The sequence below is a fragment of the Bradyrhizobium sp. USDA 4472 genome (genome assembly GCF_054058595.1).
This window is the reverse complement of the sequence record NZ_JBSSAM010000001.1, coordinates 6,072,692-6,092,313: the sequence shown is the minus strand read 5'-3', so window position 1 is coordinate 6,092,313 and position 19,622 is coordinate 6,072,692. Positions and strand designations below refer to the sequence as shown.

The following is a 19,622-nucleotide window of genomic DNA, read 5'->3' as shown; positions in this document are numbered from 1 at the left end:
CGGCAACCCCCGACCTGCCAGCCGCTACTTGACGGACGAGAAAGCAGTCGGCGCCAGGATCTGGCTGAGGATGTTGGCAACGATCTGGCCGTCCGCTTCGGACTTGGCGCGTGCCTCGAGCCATTCCGGATCAGTCATGAACGCGCCCCACTTCTGCTCGCGCTCGGCCAGCGACTCCCAGGCCAGAAAGTAGGTCAGCTCCTGGTTGGATTCGCCGACCAGCGTGGTGAAGAACCCGGCCTGCTTGATGCCAAGCCTCTCCCAGATTTTCAGTGTCGCCGTCTCGAACCGCCTCAGCAGTGCCGGCAGTCGGCCGGGCACGCAGCGATAGACGCGCATTTCGTAGATCATTGTTGTTTTCCTCCCGAACGGGTGCGGCGGTTATAACGTGCGGCCCCGAGGTTGTCTTGAGGCCCGCTCGACCGCCCCGGCGGCGTTCCGCGCATGGCTGGTTTTGTTCCCGCAATGCTGCCGCAATGATGGGGCGCTAGAATGGCTCAGTTGCGGTTCAGGTGCCTGTTACATGCGGATATTGCTCGTCGAGGATGAGATGGAGATGGCCGCAGCGCTTTCGTCCGCGTTGAGGCGCTACGACATGGTGGTGGATCACGTCCCCACGCTCGCGGACGCCGAGGAAGCGATTTCCGCCGACGTCCATGCCGCCGTCCTGCTCGACCGTCAGCTTCCGGACGGCGACGGCCTGAAGCTGATCCCGAAGCTGCGGGCGCGTGCCGGCGGCGTGCCGATCATCGTCCTGACCGCGCGCGGCGAGCTGGCCGACCGCGTCGCCGGGCTCGACAGCGGCGCCGACGACTATCTCGCCAAGCCGTTCGCGGTCGAGGAGTTATTGGCGCGGCTTCGTGCCGTGCTGCGGCGGCCTGCGGGCCTGTCCCCGGACATCATCCGCGCCGGCCGCATCGCATTCGACCTCAGTCATCGCGAGGCCAGCATCGACGGCCAGCCGTTCGAGCTGCCGCGCCGCGAGCTGCTGGTGCTCGAAGCTCTGATCCGCCGGATGGGCCGCACGGTGCTGCGCTCGGCGCTGGAAGAGGCCGTCTACAATTTCGATGACGAAATCCAGTCGAACGCGTTGGACACCCATGTCTCGCGCCTGCGGCGCAAGCTCGCTGAGGCCGATGCCGGCGTGGAGATTCACGGCATTCGCGGCGTCGGCTATCTCCTGAAGAAGCTTTCATGAGCCGGCATGACGATCCCTATTGCCTGCGCTCGCGACTGAGCTGGCGCCTCCTCGCGCTTCAGGCCGCCTTGCTTCTGGCGCTGGTTGGCGTGGTCGTCGGTGCGCTCTGCGCCTCGGGCTTCGTGCTCGCCGAGCGCGACGAGGACCGCGTGATCGATGTCGTACAGCGCGCGCTCACACGGGACGCCGAAGGCGATCTGACCCTGCGGTCGACGTCCGAACTGAAAGAGTTGCGCGCCGAGACACCCGATCTCTGGTTCCTGGTGCGCGACCGGCACGGACCTTCGCTCACCGAAGGCGCCGTGCCGGCCGAATTCGCGGCGATCGGCGGCGGCCTCGACCAGATCAGCCAGGCGCGGCTCGGCTGGCAAATGTTGGAGGATGATCCGCGCAAGCCTGCCGCGCGGCTGAAGCGCGTCGACACCGACGCCGGGAATGTGCAGATCATCACCGCGACGCAGGGCCGGATGACCGGCGCCAAGGCGCTCTTGATGACTTCCCTGGCGTTTCTCGGCATCGCCCTGCCCGGCCTTCTGGTGATGGGCACCGCGACCTTCGTCGCGACGCCGATGATCGTGCAACGCGCCTTCAGGGGGCTCGACACGACCGCCGAACAGGCGCGGCGCATCGACATCCATCAGCGCGGCGCGCGGTTGCCGGTGGAGCGCATTCCGCTGGAGGTCGTGCCGCTGGTCACCGCAATCAACGATGCGCTGGCGCGGCTCGATCAGGGCTATATCAGGCACGAGCGCTTTGTCGCCGATGCCGCGCACGAATTGCGCACGCCGATCGCGATTCTCAACACGCGGCTGGAATCCTTGCCCTCCGGTCCGGACAAGACCCGGCTCTTGGAGGACGCCGCCCGGCTGGCGACGCTCGCCGAGCAACTGCTCGACATCCAGCGGCTCGATCGTTCCGGCAACCCCTTCACGCGTGTCGATCTCGTCGCGATCGCGCAAAGCGCGGCCGCCGACCTCGCACCCCTGGCCATTGCCGCAGGTTACGACCTGGCGCTCGATGCACCCGCGATGCCGGTCGAGACGATGGGCGACGCCGCCGCGCTGGAGCGCGCGCTGACCAATCTCGTGCAGAACGCGATCCAGCACGGCCCCCGCCGCGGCACAATCGGGATTCGCGTCAGCAATCCTGCCTGCATCGAAGTCATCGACGAAGGCGACGCCATTCCGCCCGATCAACGCGAGCAGATTTTCGAGCCGTTCTATCGGCTGTCGCCGCTCGATCGCGGCGCCGGCCTTGGTCTCAACATGGTGCGCGAAATCGTGCTCCTGCACGGCGGACAGGTCTCGGTCACCGACGGCGCGGACGGTGGCACCTGCTTCAGAATGACGCTGCGGCCAACCCCGAACAGTTGATTCGAATCTGCAATCTCTGCGCGCAGCGCAATGCTGTCGCAATCCACCGCCGCGACAGTGCCTCCGCGTCACCTCTGATCCCCGAGGTGCAATCGAAATGCCGGAGTGCGCATGCCCAACGATTTTCTCTCCTTCTTCCTGTCCTGGATGTCTTCACCGCGCCAGGTCGGCGCCATCGCACCATCGGGGGCGGCGCTCGCCGATCTCATCACCCGCGAGATCACCGAAAAGACCGGCCCGATCCTCGAGCTCGGTCCCGGCACCGGCGCATTTACTTACATGCTGTTGAAACGCGGCGTCAGGCCACAGGATCTCACGCTGATCGAATACGGCTCGGACTTCATGAAGCTCCTGCAAATAAGGTTTCCCGGCGCGCGGGTGCTGTGGATGGATGCGGCACGGCTGGCGACGGAGCGGCTCTATGTCGGTGCGCCAGTCGGCGCGGTCGTGAGCGGACTGCCGCTGCTCAACATGTCGACGCGCAAGGTCGTCTCGATCCTGGGTGGCGCATTCAGCTATGTCCGCCCCGGCGGCGCGTTCTACCAATTCACCTACGGCGTGAGCTGCCCGATTCCGCGGCCGGTGCTCGACCGTCTCGGCCTGCGCGCAACGCTGGTCGACCGGGCCTTCCTGAACGTGCCGCCGGCCGCCGTGTACAAGCTGACGCGCCGGCCGCAAATGACGCTGATCGCGGGATCGGTTGCGCCGGAGCACTCGACGCGAGCGCCTTTAGAGCCGTTGCACATCGAGCCCGACTACGCCCTTACGCCACAAGGTAGAGCGGCAGTGGGCTGCAGCCAAGTAGCGCCGCGATTGAATCGCAACTGCCCCGGTGACGCTCAAATCGTATATACGAAAAATGGCTGATTTCCATCCTGCCAAAAATAAGGCCAATATGCAAAGCACGGATCCCGGCCGCTGTTCTTGATACTGTTGCGGGCTCCATCTTTCGTGTCAGCCGCCGCTGACGCCCACGAGCGGCGACGCGGCCGCAGCGATCAAGGGAGGCAGAAACAATGACCTATTTTGATCTCGGACCGTACAGCCGCACAATCACCACGTCGTCGCCGGATGCGCAGCTCTGGTTCGACCGAGGGCTCAACTGGGTATTCGGATTCAACCACGCTGAAGCGATCAAGTGTTTTCGCAAAGCGCTCGCCCACGACGCAAGCTGTGCGATGGCGCATTGGGGCATCGGCTACGCCGCGGGCCCCAACTACAACCTGCCCTGGGTTCGCTATGACGCGCAGGGCCGCCAACTGGCGCTCGCGGCATCTTACGATGCGACGCAGGACGCCCTCGCGCATGCGGGCAACGCAAGTCCGGTCGAGCATGCGCTGATCCGGGCCTTGTCTGCGCGCTATCCGCAGCGTGAGGCAATCGAGGACATGGCGCCATGGGATAAGGCCTTCACGCAGGAGATGCGCAAGGTCTTCGCCACATACTCCGATGACCTCGACGTCCGAGCCATTCTTGCCGAAGCGATCATGAACGAGACGCCATGGCTGATGTGGGACCTGGCGTCCGGAAAACCCACCACCGGAGCCGGCACCGAAGAATGCAGGGCGGTTCTGGAACAGGCTTTCGACAGGATGCCGGCCGCCTGGGATCACCCGGGGCTGCTGCATCTCTACGTTCATCTCATGGAGATGTCGCCTTTCCCGCAACGGGCGATGCGAGCCGGCGACCGGCTTCGCGCGATCATGCCCGACAGCGGACATCTGATCCACATGCCGACACATCTCGATGTGCTGTGCGGGCAGTACAATGACGTTCTGCTCTACAACCAAAAAGCGCTCGCGACCGACCGAAGGTTCCTCGCTTATTCGGACGATCCAGGTGTCTACCTGATCTACGTCATTCACAACTTTCACTTCGCAATCTACGGCGCGATGTTCCTGGGCCAATACGCTCCCGCCATCGCCGCGGCCGAGGAACTCATTGCGACCGTGCCCGATCAGGTGCTGCGCATTCAATCGCCGCCCATGGCGGACTTCCTGGAAGGCTACCTGACGATGAAGCAGCACGTTCTCGTGCGCTTCGGCAAATGGAACGACATCATTGCCCAAGCGCTGCCCGAGGATCGCGGGCTGTACTGCTCGGTGAGCGCCATGATCCACTATGCCAAGGCGGTGGCTCACTCGGCGCTTGGCCATCTCACTGAGGCCGAAACTGAAAAGGCGCTGTTCGGACAGGCGAAGGCGCGCGTCCCGGAGAGCCGGCTCGTTCACAACAACAAGGTCGTCAACCTGCTCGGCGTGGCCGAAGCCATGCTGAATGGCGAGCTCGAATATCGCAAAGGCAACTACGACACGGCGTTTGCCGAGCTGCGCAGATCGGTCGCGCTGAGCGACGCCCTGCCCTATGACGAGCCCTGGGGATGGATGCAGCCACCGCGTCACGCGCTCGGTGCGCTGCTTCTGGAGCAGGGACGCATCGGGGAAGCCGAAGCCGTGTACCGTTCCGATCTCGGCCTCGACGGAAAGTTAAGCCGGGCCTGTCAACATCCCGACAATCTGTGGTCGCTTCACGGATTGCACGAATGCCTTGTGCGGCGGGGCGACAGGGCCGAGACGCCGCTGATCAAGCAGCGGCTTGATCTCGCTCAGGCGAGGGCGGAGGTCCCGATCAAGGCGTCCTGCTTCTGTCGCAGGATGGACATCGCCGCGGCGTAGGCCGCGCAAGCCGGGATCACGCCCTACACCAGCCGGCTCTGCACCATCGCCGCCTGGATGAACGAGGCGAACAGCGGGTGCGGCTCGAACGGCCGCGACTTCAGCTCGGGGTGGAACTGGACGCCGATGAACCAGGGGTGATCCTCGTACTCGACGATCTCGGGCAGCACGCCGTCGGGCGAGAGGCCGGAGAATTTCAGGCCGTGCTGCTCGAGGCGATCCTTGTAGGCGGTGTTGACCTCGTAGCGGTGACGGTGGCGCTCCGAAATCTCGGTGGCGCCGCCATAGACCTGCGAGACGCGGCTGCCGCGGTTGAGCGCGGCGGGATAGGCGCCAAGGCGCATCGTGCCGCCGAGATCGCCGGCCTGCGAGCGCTTCTCGAGCTCGTTGCCGCGCAGCCATTCCGTCATCAGGCCGACGAGCGGCTCCTTGGTCGGGCCGAACTCGGTGGAGTTGGCATCCTCGATGCCGACGAGGTTTCGCGCCGCCTCGATCACCGCCATCTGCATGCCGAAGCAGATGCCGAAATACGGCACGTCGCGCTCGCGCGCGAACTGAGCCGCCTTGATCTTGCCCTCCGCACCCCGCTGGCCGAAGCCGCCGGGCACCAGGATGCCGTTGACGTGCTCGAGGAACGGCGCCGGATCTTCCTTCTCGAAGATCTCGCTCTCGATCCAGTCGAGATTGACCTTCACCTTGTTGGCGATACCGCCATGCGAGAGCGCCTCGATCAGCGACTTGTAGGCATCCTTCATGCCCGTGTACTTGCCGACGATGGCGATGGTGACATCGCCTTCGGGATTACGGATGCGCTCGTTGATCTCTTGCCAGCTCTGGAGCACCGGCGGAATCCGCGAACCGATGCCGAAGGCCGCGAGCACTTCGTCGTCCAGCCCGGCCGCATGATAGGCTTCGGGCACCGCGTAGATGCTGTCGGCGTCGCGCGCCTCGATCACGGCGCTTTCGCGCACGTTGCAGAACAGGCCGAGCTTGCGCCGCTCTTCCTTCGGAATCTCGCGATCGGTCCGGCAAAGCAGGATGTCCGGCTGGATACCGATCGAGCGCAACTCCTTCACCGAATGCTGCGTCGGCTTGGTCTTCAACTCTCCGGCGCTGGGAATGTAGGGCAGCAGCGTGAGGTGAATGTAGATGGCGTGATCGCGCGGCAGCTCGTTCTTGAGCTGGCGGATCGCCTCGAAGAACGGCAGGCCCTCGATGTCGCCGACCGTGCCGCCGATCTCGACCAGGACGAAGTCGTAGTCATCATTGCCTGACAGCACGAAGTCCTTGATGGCGTTCGTGACGTGCGGCACCACCTGGATGGTCGCGCCAAGATAATCGCCGCGGCGCTCCTTCGAGATGATGTCCTGGTAGATGCGTCCCGTCGTGATGTTGTCCTGCTTGGTCGCGGGACGTCCGGTGAAACGTTCGTAGTGACCGAGATCGAGATCGGTCTCCGCGCCGTCATCGGTCACGAACACTTCGCCGTGCTGATACGGCGACATCGTTCCGGGATCGAGGTTGAGATAGGGGTCGAGCTTGCGGAGGCGGACCTTGTAGCCCCGGGCCTGCAGCAGGGCACCGAGCGCCGCTGAAGCCAGACCCTTGCCGAGCGAAGAAACCACGCCGCCGGTGATGAAGATGTACCGCGCCATGGGACCTAACCTCTAATCCCTCGAATCCGATTCGCCAAAGCGATTCGCATTCCGCCCCAAAGAATCTGCGGGCCTGTGGGTGAGCCAAAACTAAGTGTGGTAACAGAGCCTTGATGGGGGTTGTTGATGCACGACGGTAGCCATCGTCCTGCATGGCCCCCCTGCTTTATTGCGAGCGAGGCACCTGCGGGCCGCTCGGCGCTGCCGGGGCCTGCTGCTCATCCGCCTTCTTCAGCGTATCGAGAATACCGCCCGAGGTCGGCGCGGTGATCGGGTTGCCGCCGGCCGGCTGGGTCTGCGACGCCGGCTGGCCAATGATCGAGGTCGGCGCGCGGTTGTAACCGGCATACCAGGACAGGAAGAGGCTGGTCAGGAAAAAGCCGGCTGCGAGGACCGCCGTGGTGCGCGACAGCAGATTCGCCGTGCCGCGGCTCGACATGAAGCCGGCGCCGCCGCCCATGCCGAGGCCGCCGCCTTCCGACTTCTGGAGCAGCACGGCGCCGATCATGACGGCAACGATCATGAGATGGATGACGACGACAACAGTCTGCATGGTATCCTTCCGTCACAAGCCGACGGCGCCGGTGCCGGCAGCCGATCGCGCTTCGCGGGTTTTCCTGAAGTTGCGCGGTGTTACACGATCGGAAGAGGCATTGCCACCCCCGATCGGCCATGGCCCCCGCTTTACACGGGGCAGTCTCTACTTAGGACAGCCTTGCGCGATCGCAAGGAAATCGGCCGCTTTCAGGCTGGCGCCGCCGACCAGCGCGCCATTGACGTTGTTCACCGCCATCAGCTCGGCCGCGTTCGAAGGCTTGACCGAGCCGCCGTAAAGGATCCGCATCCTGGCCCCATCTGCCTTGAACCTGGAGGTCAGGAGTTCCCGGATAAAGCCATGAATCTGCTCGACATCGGCGGAAGTGGGGGTCAGCCCCGTCCCGATGGCCCAGACCGGTTCATAGGCCACGACCAGGTTAGCGGCCGTGGAGCCATCCGGCAGCGAGCCAGCGAGTTGGCTGCGCACGATTTCGAGGGTCTGGCCGGCATCGCGCTGGGCCTGCGTCTCGCCGATGCAGACGATCGCGGCCGCGCCGGCCCGCCAGGCGGCCTCGGCCTTCTGCCGGATCAGTCCATCGCCCTCGCCATGGTCGGCGCGGCGCTCGGAATGGCCGACGATGATGGCGGTTGCGCCCGCGTCAACAAGCATTTCAGCCGCGATATCGCCAGTATGGGCGCCGGAGGCCTTGGCATGGCAATCCTGGGCCCCGACGGCGACGGCCCTGCCGCGCGCCTTGTCGGCAAAGGCCGCGATCAGGGTTGCCGGCGGGCAGACCAGCAGATCGGCCTTGCCAGCCACCTCTGCCGCCCCATTGAGCATGGCATCGAATTCGGCGGCCTGGGCCTTCAGGCCGTTCATTTTCCAGTTGCCGGCGATCAGCGGTCGGATGGCATTGGTCATGTCATTTTCCAGCAGAATGAGGTTTGTGCATGCGCTAGCAGAGCTATCGCGGCAGTTCCAGATTCTTGTTTTGACGCGTTTTCCTGACGCGAACCGGTCCCCACTTCGCTTGAAAACGCTTTCGGGCCTTTTAACCGCAGCTTGGAGCGGCCTGAGGCGAGGTTGCGGGGCGAAAGCCGCCACTTTATGATGGCATATCAATTTGGTGACGCGCTTTTGCGGAATCTGCATTAAGACGCGCTCCCGTTCCCCTCCTGCCAAACAAGTTGGACCAAATGCTTCGAGGAATGCGCAAGGCCTCATCAAACTGGGTCGGCAAGACCATTATGGCCGTCGTGATGGGCGTGTTGATTATCAGCTTCGGCATTTGGGGCATTGCGGACATTTTCCGGGGCTTCGGACAGTCCACGGTGGCCAAGGTCGGGCACACCGAGATTTCGCTCAACGAGTTCCGCCAGATCTACACCGACCGCCTCCAGCAGATCGGCCGCCAGTTCGGCCGCCCGCTGACGCCCGACCAGGCGCGCGCGTTCGGCCTTGACCGCCAGGTGCTGCAGCAAACGATTGCGGAAGCCGCTCTCGACGAAAACGCCCGCCGGCTCGGGCTCGGCGAGTCCGACGAGCAGATCCGCCAGCTCATCATGAATGATCCGAACTTCAAGGGCGTCGACGGCAAGTTCGATGCGAACCGCTTCCAGGGCTTGATCCGCAATTTCGGCTACACCGAGCAGCGTTACGTCGCCGAGCAGCGCAAGGTGGCGCTGCGCCGGCAGATTACCGGCACGATCGGCGCCGGTCTCGAGGCGCCGAAAACCATGCTTGACGTGGCAACCCGCTTCCAGAACGAGCAGCGCTCGATCGAGTTCGTCAGGCTCGACACGGCGCAGGCCGGCACCATCGAGGCGCCCTCGCCCGAGGCGCTCGCCGCCTATTTCGCGGATCACAAGGTCCAGTTCCGGGCGCCCGAATACCGCAAGATCGTGTTCGCCGTGATCTCGCCGGAGGAGATCGCCAAGTGGAGCGACGTCTCCGATGACGACGCGAAGAAGCTGTTCGATCAGCGCAAGGAGCAGCTCTCCACTCCGGAGAAGCGGCAGATCCAGCAGATCGTGTTCCCGAACGCGGCGGAGGCACAGGCCGCGCGCGAGCGCCTCGTCGGCGGGCTGTCTTTCGAAGATCTCGGCAAGGAGCGCGGGCTCAGTCCCTCCGATGTCGACCTCGGGCTCGTGACCAAGTCCTCACTCGAACCCGCTGTCGGCAATGTCGCCTTCGCGCTTCCTGTTGGCGAAATCAGCCAACCGATCCAGGGGCCCATCGGGGTCTCGATCGTCAAGGTCAACAAGATCGAACCGGGCGTCGAGGCCGACTACGCCAAATTTGCCGGCGAGCTGAAGCGCCAGATCGCCACCGAGCGCGCGCGCACCAAGGTCGGCGAGCTCCGCGACAAGATGGAGGACGAACGCGGTGCCGGCACCAGCGTCGCCGATGCCGCAAAGAAGCTCGGGCTCACCGCCGTGACCATCGATGCCGTCGACCGCTCCGGCCGCGCACCGAACGGGCAGCCGGTCGCCGAGATCCCGCAGGGCCTCGACGTGGTCTCGCAAGCCTTCAACAGCGACGTCGGGGTCGACAACGACCCGATCTCCTACAAGGGCGGCTATGTCTGGTACGACGTGCTCGCCATCACGCCGTCGCGCGACCGCAGTCTCGACGAGGTTCGCGATCAGGTCGAGGCGCGATGGCGCCAGGACCAGATCGCGGCCAAGCTCAAGATCAAGGCGACCGAAATGGTGCAGAAGCTCGAACAGGGCGGCAAGCTCGCCGACGAGGCGGCTGCGATCAACGCCAAGGTCGAGACCGCCAGCGGCTTCAAGCGCAACGATCAGCCCGCCGGCGTGCCCGCGAGCATCGTGGCCGCCGCCTTCCGCACCGCCAAGGACGGCGTCGGACAGGCGCCCGTGACCGGCGGCACCGAGGTCATCGTCTATCGCGTCACCGACATCGTCGATCCCCCGATCGATATCGCCTCCGACGACGTCAAGAAGCTGAAGGAGAGCATCGACAAGTCGCTGACCGACGAGCAGGTTGCCTCCTACGTCAACAAGCTTGAAGCAGACATCGGGATTAGCATTAATCAGGCCGCCTTCGCGCAAGTGACCGGCGCGAACCAGCAGTGAGTTGAAGCACGCGATGGACGACCTGAAATCGATTATTGGAAAAGTGGCGACCGGCGCCAGCCTGTCGCGCGACGAGGCCGCTTCCGCTTTCGACGCCGTGATGTCCGGCGAGGCCACGCCCTCGCAGATGGGCGGCCTGCTGATGGCGCTCAGGGTCCGCGGCGAGACCGTGGACGAGATCACCGGCGCGGTCACGGCGATGCGCTCGAAGATGCTCACGGTCGACGCGCCCGCGGAGGCTGTCGACATCGTCGGCACCGGCGGCGACGGCTCCGGTTCGGTCAATGTCTCGACCTGTGCCGCCTTCATCGTTTCTGGAACCGGGCTGCCCGTCGCCAAGCACGGCAACCGCGCACTGTCGTCGCGCTCGGGCGCCGCGGACGTGCTGACTTCGCTCGGCGTGAAGATCGACCTCAAGCCCGAGCAGGTCGGACGCTGCGTAAGCGAGTGCGGCATCGGCTTCATGTTCGCCCCCGCTCATCATCCCGCCATGAAGAACGTCGGCCCGACCCGGGTCGAGCTCGCCACCCGCACGATCTTCAACCTGCTCGGACCGCTCTCCAACCCGGCCGGCGTGAAGCGGCAGATGGTCGGCGTGTTCTCCAGGCAATGGGTGCAGCCGCTGGCGCAGGTGCTGAAGAATCTGGGCTCAGAATCCGCCTGGGTCGTGCACGGCTCCGACGGGCTGGACGAGATCACCCTCACCGGCCCGACCTTCGTCTCCGCGCTCCACAATGGCGAGATCACCAGTTTCGAGGTTTCGCCCGAAGACGCCGACCTGCCGCGCTGCGAGCCCGGCGCTCTCAGGGGCGGTGACGCGGATGCCAACGCGATCGCACTGCAAAGCGTCCTCGACGGCAAGCCAAGCCCTTATCGCGACGTCGCGCTCCTCAACGCCGGCGCCGCGCTCATCGTCGCCGGCCGCGCGAGGGACCTCAAGGAGGGTGTCGCGCTCGGCGCGAAATCGCTCGACAGCGGCGCGGCGAGCGCGCGGCTGAAGCATCTGATCGCGGTCTCGAACAGCTGAGCCTGTCATGTCCGATATCCTGACCAAGATCGAAGCCTACAAGCGCGAGGAGATCGCGGCGGCCAAGCGTGCCCAGCCGCTCTCGGCCGTCGAAGCGCAGGCCAAGGCGCAGGGAGCCGCGCGTGGCTTCGCGCGTGCCATCAGGACCAAGCATGCCAACGGCCACTACGCGCTGATTGCCGAGGTGAAGAAGGCCTCGCCGTCCAAGGGGCTGATCCGCGAAGATTTCGATCCGCCCGATCTGGCCAGGGCCTATGAGGCAGGCGGAGCGGCTTGCCTGTCGGTGCTGACCGACACGCCCTCGTTCCAGGGCCATCTCGACTTCATGGTCGCGGCGCGCGCAGCGACCTCGCTGCCGGTGCTGCGCAAAGACTTCCTGTTCGACACCTATCAGGTCGCCGAGGCGCGCGCGCACGGCGCCGATTGCATTCTCATCATCATGGCCGCGCTCGATGACGCCACCGCCAAGGACCTCGAAGACGCCGCGATTGCCCATGGCATGGACGTGCTGATCGAGATTCACGATCGCGCCGAGCTAGAGCGCGCGCTCAAGCTGCGCTCGCCGATGATCGGGGTCAACAACCGCAATCTGCGCACCTTCGAGACCACGCTGGCGACCAGCGAGACGCTGGCGCCGCTGATCCCGAAGGACCGCTTGATGGTGGGCGAGAGCGGCATCTTCACGCCGGCGGACCTTGCCCGGCTCGAGCGCGTCGGCATGTCGACCTTCCTGGTCGGCGAGAGCCTGATGCGGCAGGCCGATGTCACGGCGGCAACACGCACCCTGCTTGCGCGCGAGACCAAGGCCCGCGCCACGGGCACGCGCTGACATGGCGCGCAAGGACATCGCGCGCAAGGACATCGCGCGCAAGGACATCGCGCGCAAGGACATGGCGCGCAAGGACATGGCGCGCAAAGCTGCGAAGACCAACCCATCGAAAACGGCGGGCCCTGCCCTGACCCATATCGGCGCCTCCGGCGAGGCCCGGATGGTCGACGTCTCGGACAAGGCTGCAACCGAGCGGCTCGCCGTCGCCGAAGGCCGCGTCGTCATGGCGAAAGCGACCCTCGACCTGATCAGATCAGGCAACGCCAAGAAGGGCGATGTGCTCGGCACCGCGCGCATCGCCGGCATCATGGCGGCGAAGCGGACATCGGAGCTGATTCCGCTCTGTCATCCGCTGGCACTGTCGAAGGTCACGGTCGAGATTGAACCCGACGCAAAGCTGCCGGGCTGCGTGGTGCGCGCCAGCGTCAAGGTGACTGGCCAGACCGGTGTCGAGATGGAAGCCCTGACGGCGGTTTCGGTCGCCTGCCTCACCATCTACGACATGATCAAGGCGGTCGAGCGCGGCGTGCGCATCGAGGGCATCCATCTCGTCGAGAAGCTGGGCGGCAAGTCGGGCCACTACCGCGCCTGATCTCGTGATCATTCGGCGACGTGCGGATCCTGTCCTGCGCCGTTGCGAACCTCGCTTGCAAAACGCGCGGCATCGAGCGGGGCCAACACGTTAGATGGTTAAGCGCTGGTTGAGGTCGCAGTCACCGGCAAGAACTGACCGTGATGGCGACGGTCTCCGGCAATACTCTGCCACGCATCTTGGCCCGCCCATCGATCGGATTTGTGAGTCGCGGTTCATGTCGCATTAACCGCGCTTGCTAACGTCGCCTCCACATCGATCCCGTAAACCGACGGATGTTACGTGGATCATGAGCTGATCCTGGCGTGTGCACGGCAACGATCGATGTGATGACCAAATACGGCAGCCGCCTTCTCGACCAGAGTTTCGTGCGCGGTGGACCCATCCGCTGGCTCGTGGTGGGCGGCACACTGCTGATCGCGGCGATCGCCCTCGGCGCGATCCTGATGGCACAGAATTTCCGCGAACGCGCGCTGCGCAACTCCGGCCGCGAGCTCGAAAACACCGCGCTGCTGCTCGCTCACCATTTCGATCAGCAATTCCAGGATTTCGCAGTCATCCAGCGGGATTTCGTCGATCACGTCCGCGCCACCGGTATCGCCGGGGCAGAGGACTATCGAAAGCGCCTCTCCGGCGAGGACGTTCACCGGATGCTGCGTTCAAAAATCGAGGCCTTGCCCTACATGGGCGCCGTCAACGTCATCGATGCCGACGGCAACTTGATCAATTCGTCGATGGCGTGGCCGGTCCCGAGCGTGAACGTTGCCGATCGCGCCTATTTTCGGATCTTCAAATACGCTCCCTCCTCGCCCGACGTCCTGATCGCGCCGCTTTACAGCCGGGTCTCCGGCCAATGGACGATCCTGATCGTGCGCAAGATCGTTGGACCCGATGGCGAATTCATGGGCCTCATCGCGCGCGGCATCGAACCGGCCAATTTCGAGAAGTTCTTCGAGACCGTCGTGCTCGGCGAGGGCGCGACGATCTCGATGCTGCATCGGGACGGCACCTTGCTGGCCCGCTACCCGCATTCGAGCGAAATGCTGGGACGTAATTTCAGGAACGGCTCGTTCGAGCAGCAGAGGATCTTCGCGCTCGACCATTTTGCCGGCCGCGTCGCGAGTCCTGTCGACGGCGAAGACCGGCTGGTTTCGTCGCGCGCGCTGCCCCATTTCCCGATCCTGGTGATGGCGACGACCACGCGCGCCGCGGCGCTCGCCGACTGGCGCGAGCAGATCGGCGTCCTGATCTCGGTCGCCGCCGCCTCTGTGCTCGCAATTGCCGGCGTGCTGGTCGCGATCGTGCGCAAGTTGCTGTGGCAGCATCGCCTGTCCCGGGAGCGGCTGACGCTGGAGAAGCAGCGCCTCGACCGCGCCGTCAACAACATGACCCAGGGCCTGCTGCTGTTCGACGCTTCGCGGCGGCTCGTGGTCTGCAACCAGCGCTATATCGAGATGTACGGGTTGTCGCCCGCAATCGTGAAACCCGGCTGCAGCTTTCTCGACGTCATCATGCATCGGAAGGCTACCGGCTCGTTGACCGGCGATGTGGACCAGTATGTCGCACGCGTGCTGCGCGACGTCCACGTGCGCAATTCCATGGTGGTCGAGACCAGCGATGGTCGATCGATCCAGGTCCTCAACGAGCCTCTCGACGATGGCGGCTGGGTCGCGACCCATGAGGACATCACGGAGCGGCGCCGTACCGAGGAGCGCATTACCCACCTCGCCCACTACGACGCGCTGACCGACTTGCCGAACCGCGCCATGTTCCACGAACATCTGCGCGGCGAACTGGCGACCATCGTTCACGGTGAACAACTCGCCGTGCACTACATCGACATCGACGAATTCAAGGGCGTCAACGACGCGCTCGGCCATCTCGTCGGCGACGAGCTGTTGAAGTCCGTGGCTCAGAGCCTGCGCGCCTGCGCCGGCCCGAGCGATTTCGTGGCGCGGCTCGGCGGCGACGAATTTGCGATTGTGCAAATCGCCGTCACCTCGCAGGACCAGGTCAGCGAGCTCGTCGCACGGGTCTTCGCCGCGATCCGCACGCCGTTCGACTGCATGGGCCATCACCTCACCACCGATGCCAGCATCGGCATTGCGTTGGCGCCGGACCACGGCACGGCGCTGGACCAGATCCTGAAGAACGCGGATATGGCGATGTATGCAGCCAAAACCGCCGGGCGCCGCACCTACCGCTTCTTCGAACCTGAGATGGATGCCAAGGTGCGGGAGCGCCGCCAGCTCGAGATCGACCTGCGCCACGCCATCGCCCAAAGGGGGCTCGAAGGCGGCCTGGAGGTCTACTACCAGCCCTGCCTCAGCCTCAAGGACGACAGTATCGCCGGCTGCGAAGCCCTGGTGCGCTGGCGCCATCCCGAGCGCGGCATGGTTTCGCCTGCCGAGTTCATCCCGATCGCGGAAGACACCGGACTGATCAACGAGATCGGCGAATGGGTGCTGGCGACCGCCTGCCGCGACGCCGCCACCTGGCCCGACGACATCCGCCTCGCCGTCAACGTCTCGCCGGTGCAGTTCAAGAGCGACACGCTGGCGCTGAAGATCATGGCGGCGCTGGCCGCGTCCAATCTGGCGGCCAGCCGGCTCGAGCTCGAGATCACCGAGGCCGTGCTGATCCGCGACGACGACACCGCGCTTGCGATCCTGCATCAGCTCCGCGCCATCGGCATCCGCATCGCGCTCGACGATTTCGGTACCGGCTATTCGTCACTGAGCTATCTCCACCGCTTCCCGTTCGACAAGATCAAGATCGATCGCTGCTTCGTCAGCGACATCGCAGGTCCTGACGGCTCCGCCAGCATCGTGCAGGCCGTGGTCAATCTCGCCAGCGCCCGCCGCATGGCGACCACGGCCGAAGGCGTCGAGACCGAGGAGCAGCGGCGGCTGTTGCGCACGCTCGGCTGCACCGAGATGCAGGGCTATTTGTTCAGCGCCGCCAAACCGGCCGACAAGATCGTGGAGCTGTTTGCGCTGCATCGCAGCCGTCTCGCCCAGCGCCACGGCAATGGAGCGCGCCGCCGCGAAGCCAGCTAGGGCTTCGCAAGAGACGACCGCGCTCGCCAAACGAATTTGCCCGGAAGCGGTGATCCACTCCCGGGCGATATCGAAGGTCAAGATGACCGCTGGAAACTAGTTCGGCACCGTCGTCTTCGGCGCGGGCTTTGCGGCTGCCGCATTCACGGTGACGCCGTGCAGGAAGTCGAAGGCCGCGTGCAGTGCCTTGTCGTCCTTCTCTTCCGGTGGGACATAGGACTGCGATCCGGTCTGCTCCTTGCCGTCGGCGGCCTGCAGATGGCCGCGCATCTGGGACTCCGCGATGGTGTCGACGCGGCCCTTCAGCTCCGGCGGCACGTCCTGGAGGATCTCGATGTCGGGCGCGATGCCCTGGGCCTGGATCGAGCGGCCGGACGGCGTGTAATAGCGCGCCGTGGTCAGTGCCAGCGCACCGTTACCGGCACCGAGCGGAATGATGGTCTGCACCGAGCCCTTGCCGAACGAGCGCGTGCCGATCAGCGTCGCGCGCTTGTGGTCATGCAGCGCGCCGGACACGATCTCCGAGGCCGAAGCAGAGCCGCCGTTGATCAGGACCACCAGCGGCTTGCCTTTGGTGAGGTCGCCGCCTTGCGCCGTGAAACGCTGGGTCTCTTCCGGATTGCGGCCGCGGGTCGAAACGACCTCGCCGCGCTGCAAGAACGCGCTCGACACCGATACCGCCTGGTCGAGCAGGCCGCCCGGGTTGTTGCGCAGGTCCATCACATAGCCGACAAGCTTGTCCTGCGGCACGTCCCTGGAAATCGACGCAATCGCTTTCTTCAGGCCGTCGGTGGTCTGCTCGTTGAACGAGGTGACGCGGATGTAGCCGACGTCGCCGTTCTCGACGTGGAAGCGCACCGGGCGCACGTGGATGATCTCGCGCTTGATTGCGACGTCGAGCGGCGCGTCGGCGCCCTTGCGCACGATGGTGAGCTTGGTCTGGGTGTCGACGGGACCCTTCATCCGGTTGACGGCCTGCTCGAGCGTCATGCCCTGCACGTTTTCGCCGTCGATCTTGCTGATGAGGTCGCCGGACATGATGCCGGCCTTGGACGCCGGCGTGTCGTCGATCGGCGAGACGACCTTGACGAGGCCCTCCTCCATGGTCACCTCGATGCCGAGGCCACCGAACTCACCGGAGGTGGTCTCCTGCATCTCGGTCCAGGCCTTGGCGTTCATGTAGCGCGAATGCGGATCGAGCGAGGTCACCATGCCCGTGATCGCACCTTCGATCAGCTTGGCATTGTCGGGCTTCTCGACATAGCTCGCCTTCACCCGCTCAAAGACCTCCCCGAACAGGTTGAGCTGGGAATAGGCGTCATCCGTGCCCGCGCCGACCGCCGCCCGTGCCGCCCACAGTCCGCCCTGCGGACCGGATACGAGGAGGGTCAGGCATGCGCCGGTGAGCGCGCCCAGGGGGAACAGCAGGGTTTTCCGCATGGAATGGGTGGCCTTTTCGCTTAGCGGTTCTTTTGAGGCTTGGCAGCCGCCATCCAAATGGCGATCCAGCCCGGTTCTCACAATATCATTCTGGTTTCTTCAAGGCCGGCCTGCCACGCCGGCGGGCACGCGATGAAAATCCCTTCGCCTGGACCTAAACATTTGGCAACGTTCGGACACCAGCCCTCCCGGACAGCGGGAATCGGTCGGCCGACGACGCTTCGCAGCTATGCGAGTTTAGGATGGTTTTGGAAGGCCGAACGGGATAGGCGATGGCGTAAGACTTCAAATTCTCGGGAGGACAACAATGAACGACGCGCCCCGGCCGGAACGGAATGTCGAACTCGGCGCCAGTAACGAGCCATTCCAGAACCTGCACGAATTCATCCGGAAGGCGCGCTCCAACCTCAACCAGAACGCCTGGGACTACATCGTCGGTGCGGCCGAGACCGAGACCACCATGCGTCGCAACCGCATGGCGCTGGACGAGATCGCTTTTCGCCCCCGAGTGCTGCGTGACGTGCGCAAGGTCGATGGCTCCGTCGAGCAGTTCGGCCGCAACATGCGCCTGCCTGTCGTGCTTGCGCCTGTCGGCGCGCTGGAAATCTTCGATCCGCTTGGAGCCGCCAGCGTTGCCCGCGCCGCCGGCAGATTCGGCGCCGCCCATATGCTGAGCTCGGTTTCCGAACCTGGCCTCGAAAAGACCGCCGAAGCCGCCCCCGATGCGTTGCGCATGTACCAGCTCTATGTTCGCGGCGATGACGCGTTCGTGGCCGATGTCGTCAGCCGCGCCGAGAAGGCCAGATATGCCGCCTTCTGCCTGACCGTCGACACCGCCCATTACAGCCGTCGCGAGCGTGACATCGCCAAGCGCTACGTTCGCGAGAGCCGTCTGCGCGCCACCGGAGGCGACTACCAGAAGGGCCTGGAATGGCGGACCGTGAAAATGGTCAAGGACAAGTTCCGGATACCGTTGATCCTCAAGGGCATCGCCACTGCCGAGGACGCGCAGATCGCGGTCGATCACGGCGTCGAGTGGATCTACGTCTCCAACCATGGCGGCCGTCAGCTCGATCACGGCCGCGGTGCCATGCATGTGCTGCCCGAGATCGTCGAAGCGGTGAAGGGCCGCGCCAAGATCATGGTCGATGGCGGCATCTGCCGCGGCACCGACATCGTCAAGGCGATCGCGGCGGGCGCAGACCTCGTCGGCATCGGCCGGCTGCAATGCTGGGCACTGGCTGCGGCGGGCGAGACCGGCGTGGCGCGGATGCTCGAGCTGCTCGAGGACGAGGTGCTGCGCTGCCTCGGTCTCCTGGGCGCCACCTCCTTCGCCGAGGTCGACAAATCCTGTCTGCACCCGGCCACCGCAACCAACGCGCCGAGCGTGTTCAGCGCATTCCCGCTGTTCGACCACGAACCCTACCGATACTGATGGAAAGGACGCAAGTGACCTCGCTCTCGCCTGGTAGCGCCGATGCGCTTCTGTTCGATCTCGGACGCGTCGTGCTCGACATCGATTTCTCCAAGGCGATCACCTGCTGGGCGCGACATGCCGACTGCGAGCCGGAAGCCATCGTCGCGCGCTATATGCGCGACAGCGAGGCCTACCGGCTGCACGAGGTCGGCAAGATCAGCGACGAGGACTATTTTGCCTCGCTGCGCGCATCGCTCGGCATCGGCATCTCGGATGCGCAGTTCCTCGAAGGATGGAACGCGATCTTCGCCGGCGAGATGCCTGATATTGCGGAGCTGCTGCCGCGTGCGGCGAAGCAGATGCCGGTCTATGCCTTCTCCAACACCAACCGCCCCCATGTGGACTTTTTTTCGAAGGAATATGCCGACCTGCTCGGGCATTTCCGCGAGCTCTACCTGTCCTCGAGCATCGGGCTGCGCAAACCCGATGCGGAGGCCTTCGACCATGTCGTCGCCGCGATGGGGGTGCCCGCGAACCGCATCGTGTTCTTCGATGATCTCGCCGAGAACGTGGAAGGTGCACGGGCGCGCGGCCTGACCGCGGTGCATGTGACCTCGCCGACCGACGTCGGAAATGCCCTGAAGGCGCTGGGGATCTGACTTGGCAACCCGGCTCTGATTCCGGAGGCAATTTCACTGGAACTCGGGAACCAAAACCCTTT

The 19,622-nt window shown here is 64.8% G+C and carries 16 protein-coding genes; 11 read left to right on the top strand and 5 right to left on the bottom strand.

All coding sequences use genetic code 11. The features are described 5' to 3' along the window. Positions 1-24: 24 nt before the first annotated feature. The gene (locus ACVWZ4_RS28615; protein ID WP_456703744.1) at positions 25-351 is read right to left on the bottom strand and encodes an NIPSNAP family protein; all 327 of its coding nucleotides are present in this window, start codon (positions 349-351) and stop codon (positions 25-27) included. Positions 352-523: 172 nt separating this feature from the next. Here ACVWZ4_RS28615 and ACVWZ4_RS28610 point away from each other — a divergent pair, with 172 nt between their 5' ends. From ACVWZ4_RS28610 to ACVWZ4_RS28595, 4 genes are all read left to right on the top strand, one after another. Then, positions 524-1,198 carry a response regulator gene (locus ACVWZ4_RS28610; protein ID WP_456703745.1) on the top strand — a complete coding sequence of 225 codons (675 nt, stop codon included), beginning with the start codon at positions 524-526 and terminating at the stop codon, positions 1,196-1,198. Next, a complete protein-coding gene (locus tag ACVWZ4_RS28605) occupies positions 1,195-2,571 on the top strand; it encodes a sensor histidine kinase (RefSeq protein WP_456741649.1) in 1,377 nt (458 codons plus the stop codon). The genes ACVWZ4_RS28610 and ACVWZ4_RS28605 overlap by 4 nt, the downstream gene beginning before the upstream one ends. A gap of 111 nt (positions 2,572-2,682) precedes the next feature. Then, a complete protein-coding gene (locus tag ACVWZ4_RS28600; RefSeq protein WP_456735253.1) occupies positions 2,683-3,438 on the top strand; it encodes a class I SAM-dependent methyltransferase in 756 nt (251 codons plus the stop codon). A 149-nt stretch (positions 3,439-3,587) separates the two neighbouring features. Continuing rightward, on the top strand, positions 3,588-5,246 hold the full coding sequence (locus ACVWZ4_RS28595) for a hypothetical protein (protein ID WP_456735254.1): 1,659 nt from the start codon (positions 3,588-3,590) through the stop codon (positions 5,244-5,246). Positions 5,247-5,269: 23 nt separating this feature from the next. Here ACVWZ4_RS28595 and ACVWZ4_RS28590 read toward each other — a convergent pair whose 3' ends face one another. The 3 genes from ACVWZ4_RS28590 to tpiA all read right to left on the bottom strand — a co-directional run bounded on the left by ACVWZ4_RS28590 (position 5,270) and on the right by tpiA (position 8,360). Next, positions 5,270-6,901 (bottom strand): CTP synthase, encoded by a 1,632-nt coding sequence (locus tag ACVWZ4_RS28590; RefSeq protein ID WP_456703749.1) that lies wholly within the window; start codon positions 6,899-6,901, stop codon positions 5,270-5,272. A 166-nt stretch (positions 6,902-7,067) separates the two neighbouring features. Beyond that, positions 7,068-7,454, bottom strand: a complete 387-nt coding sequence (secG, locus tag ACVWZ4_RS28585) for a preprotein translocase subunit SecG (RefSeq protein ID WP_456703750.1) — start codon at positions 7,452-7,454, stop codon at positions 7,068-7,070. 147 nt (positions 7,455-7,601) lie between these two features. Continuing rightward, positions 7,602-8,360: a triose-phosphate isomerase gene (tpiA, locus tag ACVWZ4_RS28580; protein ID WP_456703751.1), complete on the bottom strand. Its 759-nt coding sequence runs from the start codon at positions 8,358-8,360 to the stop codon at positions 7,602-7,604. 275 nt (positions 8,361-8,635) lie between these two features. Here tpiA and ACVWZ4_RS28575 point away from each other — a divergent pair, with 275 nt between their 5' ends. The 5 genes from ACVWZ4_RS28575 (at position 8,636) to ACVWZ4_RS28555 (ending at position 16,044) form a co-directional block, all read left to right on the top strand. After that, the gene (locus ACVWZ4_RS28575) at positions 8,636-10,537 is read left to right on the top strand and encodes a SurA N-terminal domain-containing protein (RefSeq protein ID WP_456741647.1); all 1,902 of its coding nucleotides are present in this window, start codon (positions 8,636-8,638) and stop codon (positions 10,535-10,537) included. Between the two features lie 13 nt (positions 10,538-10,550). Continuing rightward, complete coding sequence (gene trpD / locus ACVWZ4_RS28570; RefSeq protein WP_456741646.1) at positions 10,551-11,564, top strand: anthranilate phosphoribosyltransferase; 1,014 nt, start codon at positions 10,551-10,553, stop codon at positions 11,562-11,564. A 7-nt stretch (positions 11,565-11,571) separates the two neighbouring features. Next, positions 11,572-12,393 carry an indole-3-glycerol phosphate synthase TrpC gene (gene trpC, locus ACVWZ4_RS28565; protein WP_456741645.1) on the top strand — a complete coding sequence of 274 codons (822 nt, stop codon included), beginning with the start codon at positions 11,572-11,574 and terminating at the stop codon, positions 12,391-12,393. Between the two features lie 76 nt (positions 12,394-12,469). Beyond that, positions 12,470-12,985: a cyclic pyranopterin monophosphate synthase MoaC gene (gene moaC / locus ACVWZ4_RS28560; RefSeq protein ID WP_456705295.1), complete on the top strand. Its 516-nt coding sequence runs from the start codon at positions 12,470-12,472 to the stop codon at positions 12,983-12,985. 329 nt (positions 12,986-13,314) lie between these two features. Beyond that, positions 13,315-16,044, top strand: coding sequence for a bifunctional diguanylate cyclase/phosphodiesterase (locus ACVWZ4_RS28555; protein WP_456790405.1), 2,730 nt, complete (start codon positions 13,315-13,317; stop codon positions 16,042-16,044). A 96-nt stretch (positions 16,045-16,140) separates the two neighbouring features. Here ACVWZ4_RS28555 and ACVWZ4_RS28550 read toward each other — a convergent pair whose 3' ends face one another. Beyond that, positions 16,141-17,484, bottom strand: a complete 1,344-nt coding sequence (locus tag ACVWZ4_RS28550) for a S41 family peptidase (protein WP_456741643.1) — start codon at positions 17,482-17,484, stop codon at positions 16,141-16,143. A gap of 307 nt (positions 17,485-17,791) precedes the next feature. Between ACVWZ4_RS28550 and ACVWZ4_RS28545 the strand changes: the two genes are divergently transcribed. Both ACVWZ4_RS28545 and ACVWZ4_RS28540 read left to right on the top strand, forming a co-directional pair. Continuing rightward, positions 17,792-18,919: an alpha-hydroxy acid oxidase gene (locus ACVWZ4_RS28545; RefSeq protein ID WP_456735260.1), complete on the top strand. Its 1,128-nt coding sequence runs from the start codon at positions 17,792-17,794 to the stop codon at positions 18,917-18,919. Beyond that, entirely contained in the window at positions 18,919-19,560 is a 642-nt protein-coding gene (locus tag ACVWZ4_RS28540; protein WP_456735261.1) for an HAD family hydrolase, read from the top strand. The genes ACVWZ4_RS28545 and ACVWZ4_RS28540 overlap by 1 nt, the downstream gene beginning before the upstream one ends. The last annotated feature ends 62 nt before the right edge of the window (positions 19,561-19,622 follow it).

What these genes read in the sequence shown, in the direction of transcription:
- ACVWZ4_RS28615 (WP_456703744.1), bottom strand. Translation starts at nt 351, where the DNA reads ATGATCTACGAAATGCGCGTCTATCGCTGCGTGCCCGGCCGACTGCCG.
- ACVWZ4_RS28610 (WP_456703745.1), top strand. Translation starts at nt 524, where the DNA reads ATGCGGATATTGCTCGTCGAGGATGAGATGGAGATGGCCGCAGCGCTT.
- ACVWZ4_RS28605 (WP_456741649.1), top strand. Translation starts at nt 1,195, where the DNA reads ATGAGCCGGCATGACGATCCCTATTGCCTGCGCTCGCGACTGAGCTGG.
- ACVWZ4_RS28600 (WP_456735253.1), top strand. Translation starts at nt 2,683, where the DNA reads ATGCCCAACGATTTTCTCTCCTTCTTCCTGTCCTGGATGTCTTCACCG.
- ACVWZ4_RS28595 (WP_456735254.1), top strand. Translation starts at nt 3,588, where the DNA reads ATGACCTATTTTGATCTCGGACCGTACAGCCGCACAATCACCACGTCG.
- ACVWZ4_RS28590 (WP_456703749.1), bottom strand. Translation starts at nt 6,901, where the DNA reads ATGGCGCGGTACATCTTCATCACCGGCGGCGTGGTTTCTTCGCTCGGC.
- secG (WP_456703750.1), bottom strand. Translation starts at nt 7,454, where the DNA reads ATGCAGACTGTTGTCGTCGTCATCCATCTCATGATCGTTGCCGTCATG.
- tpiA (WP_456703751.1), bottom strand. Translation starts at nt 8,360, where the DNA reads ATGACCAATGCCATCCGACCGCTGATCGCCGGCAACTGGAAAATGAAC.
- ACVWZ4_RS28575 (WP_456741647.1), top strand. Translation starts at nt 8,636, where the DNA reads ATGCTTCGAGGAATGCGCAAGGCCTCATCAAACTGGGTCGGCAAGACC.
- trpD (WP_456741646.1), top strand. Translation starts at nt 10,551, where the DNA reads ATGGACGACCTGAAATCGATTATTGGAAAAGTGGCGACCGGCGCCAGC.
- trpC (WP_456741645.1), top strand. Translation starts at nt 11,572, where the DNA reads ATGTCCGATATCCTGACCAAGATCGAAGCCTACAAGCGCGAGGAGATC.
- moaC (WP_456705295.1), top strand. Translation starts at nt 12,470, where the DNA reads ATGGCGCGCAAAGCTGCGAAGACCAACCCATCGAAAACGGCGGGCCCT.
- ACVWZ4_RS28555 (WP_456790405.1), top strand. Translation starts at nt 13,315, where the DNA reads ATGACCAAATACGGCAGCCGCCTTCTCGACCAGAGTTTCGTGCGCGGT.
- ACVWZ4_RS28550 (WP_456741643.1), bottom strand. Translation starts at nt 17,484, where the DNA reads ATGCGGAAAACCCTGCTGTTCCCCCTGGGCGCGCTCACCGGCGCATGC.
- ACVWZ4_RS28545 (WP_456735260.1), top strand. Translation starts at nt 17,792, where the DNA reads ATGAACGACGCGCCCCGGCCGGAACGGAATGTCGAACTCGGCGCCAGT.
- ACVWZ4_RS28540 (WP_456735261.1), top strand. Translation starts at nt 18,919, where the DNA reads ATGGAAAGGACGCAAGTGACCTCGCTCTCGCCTGGTAGCGCCGATGCG.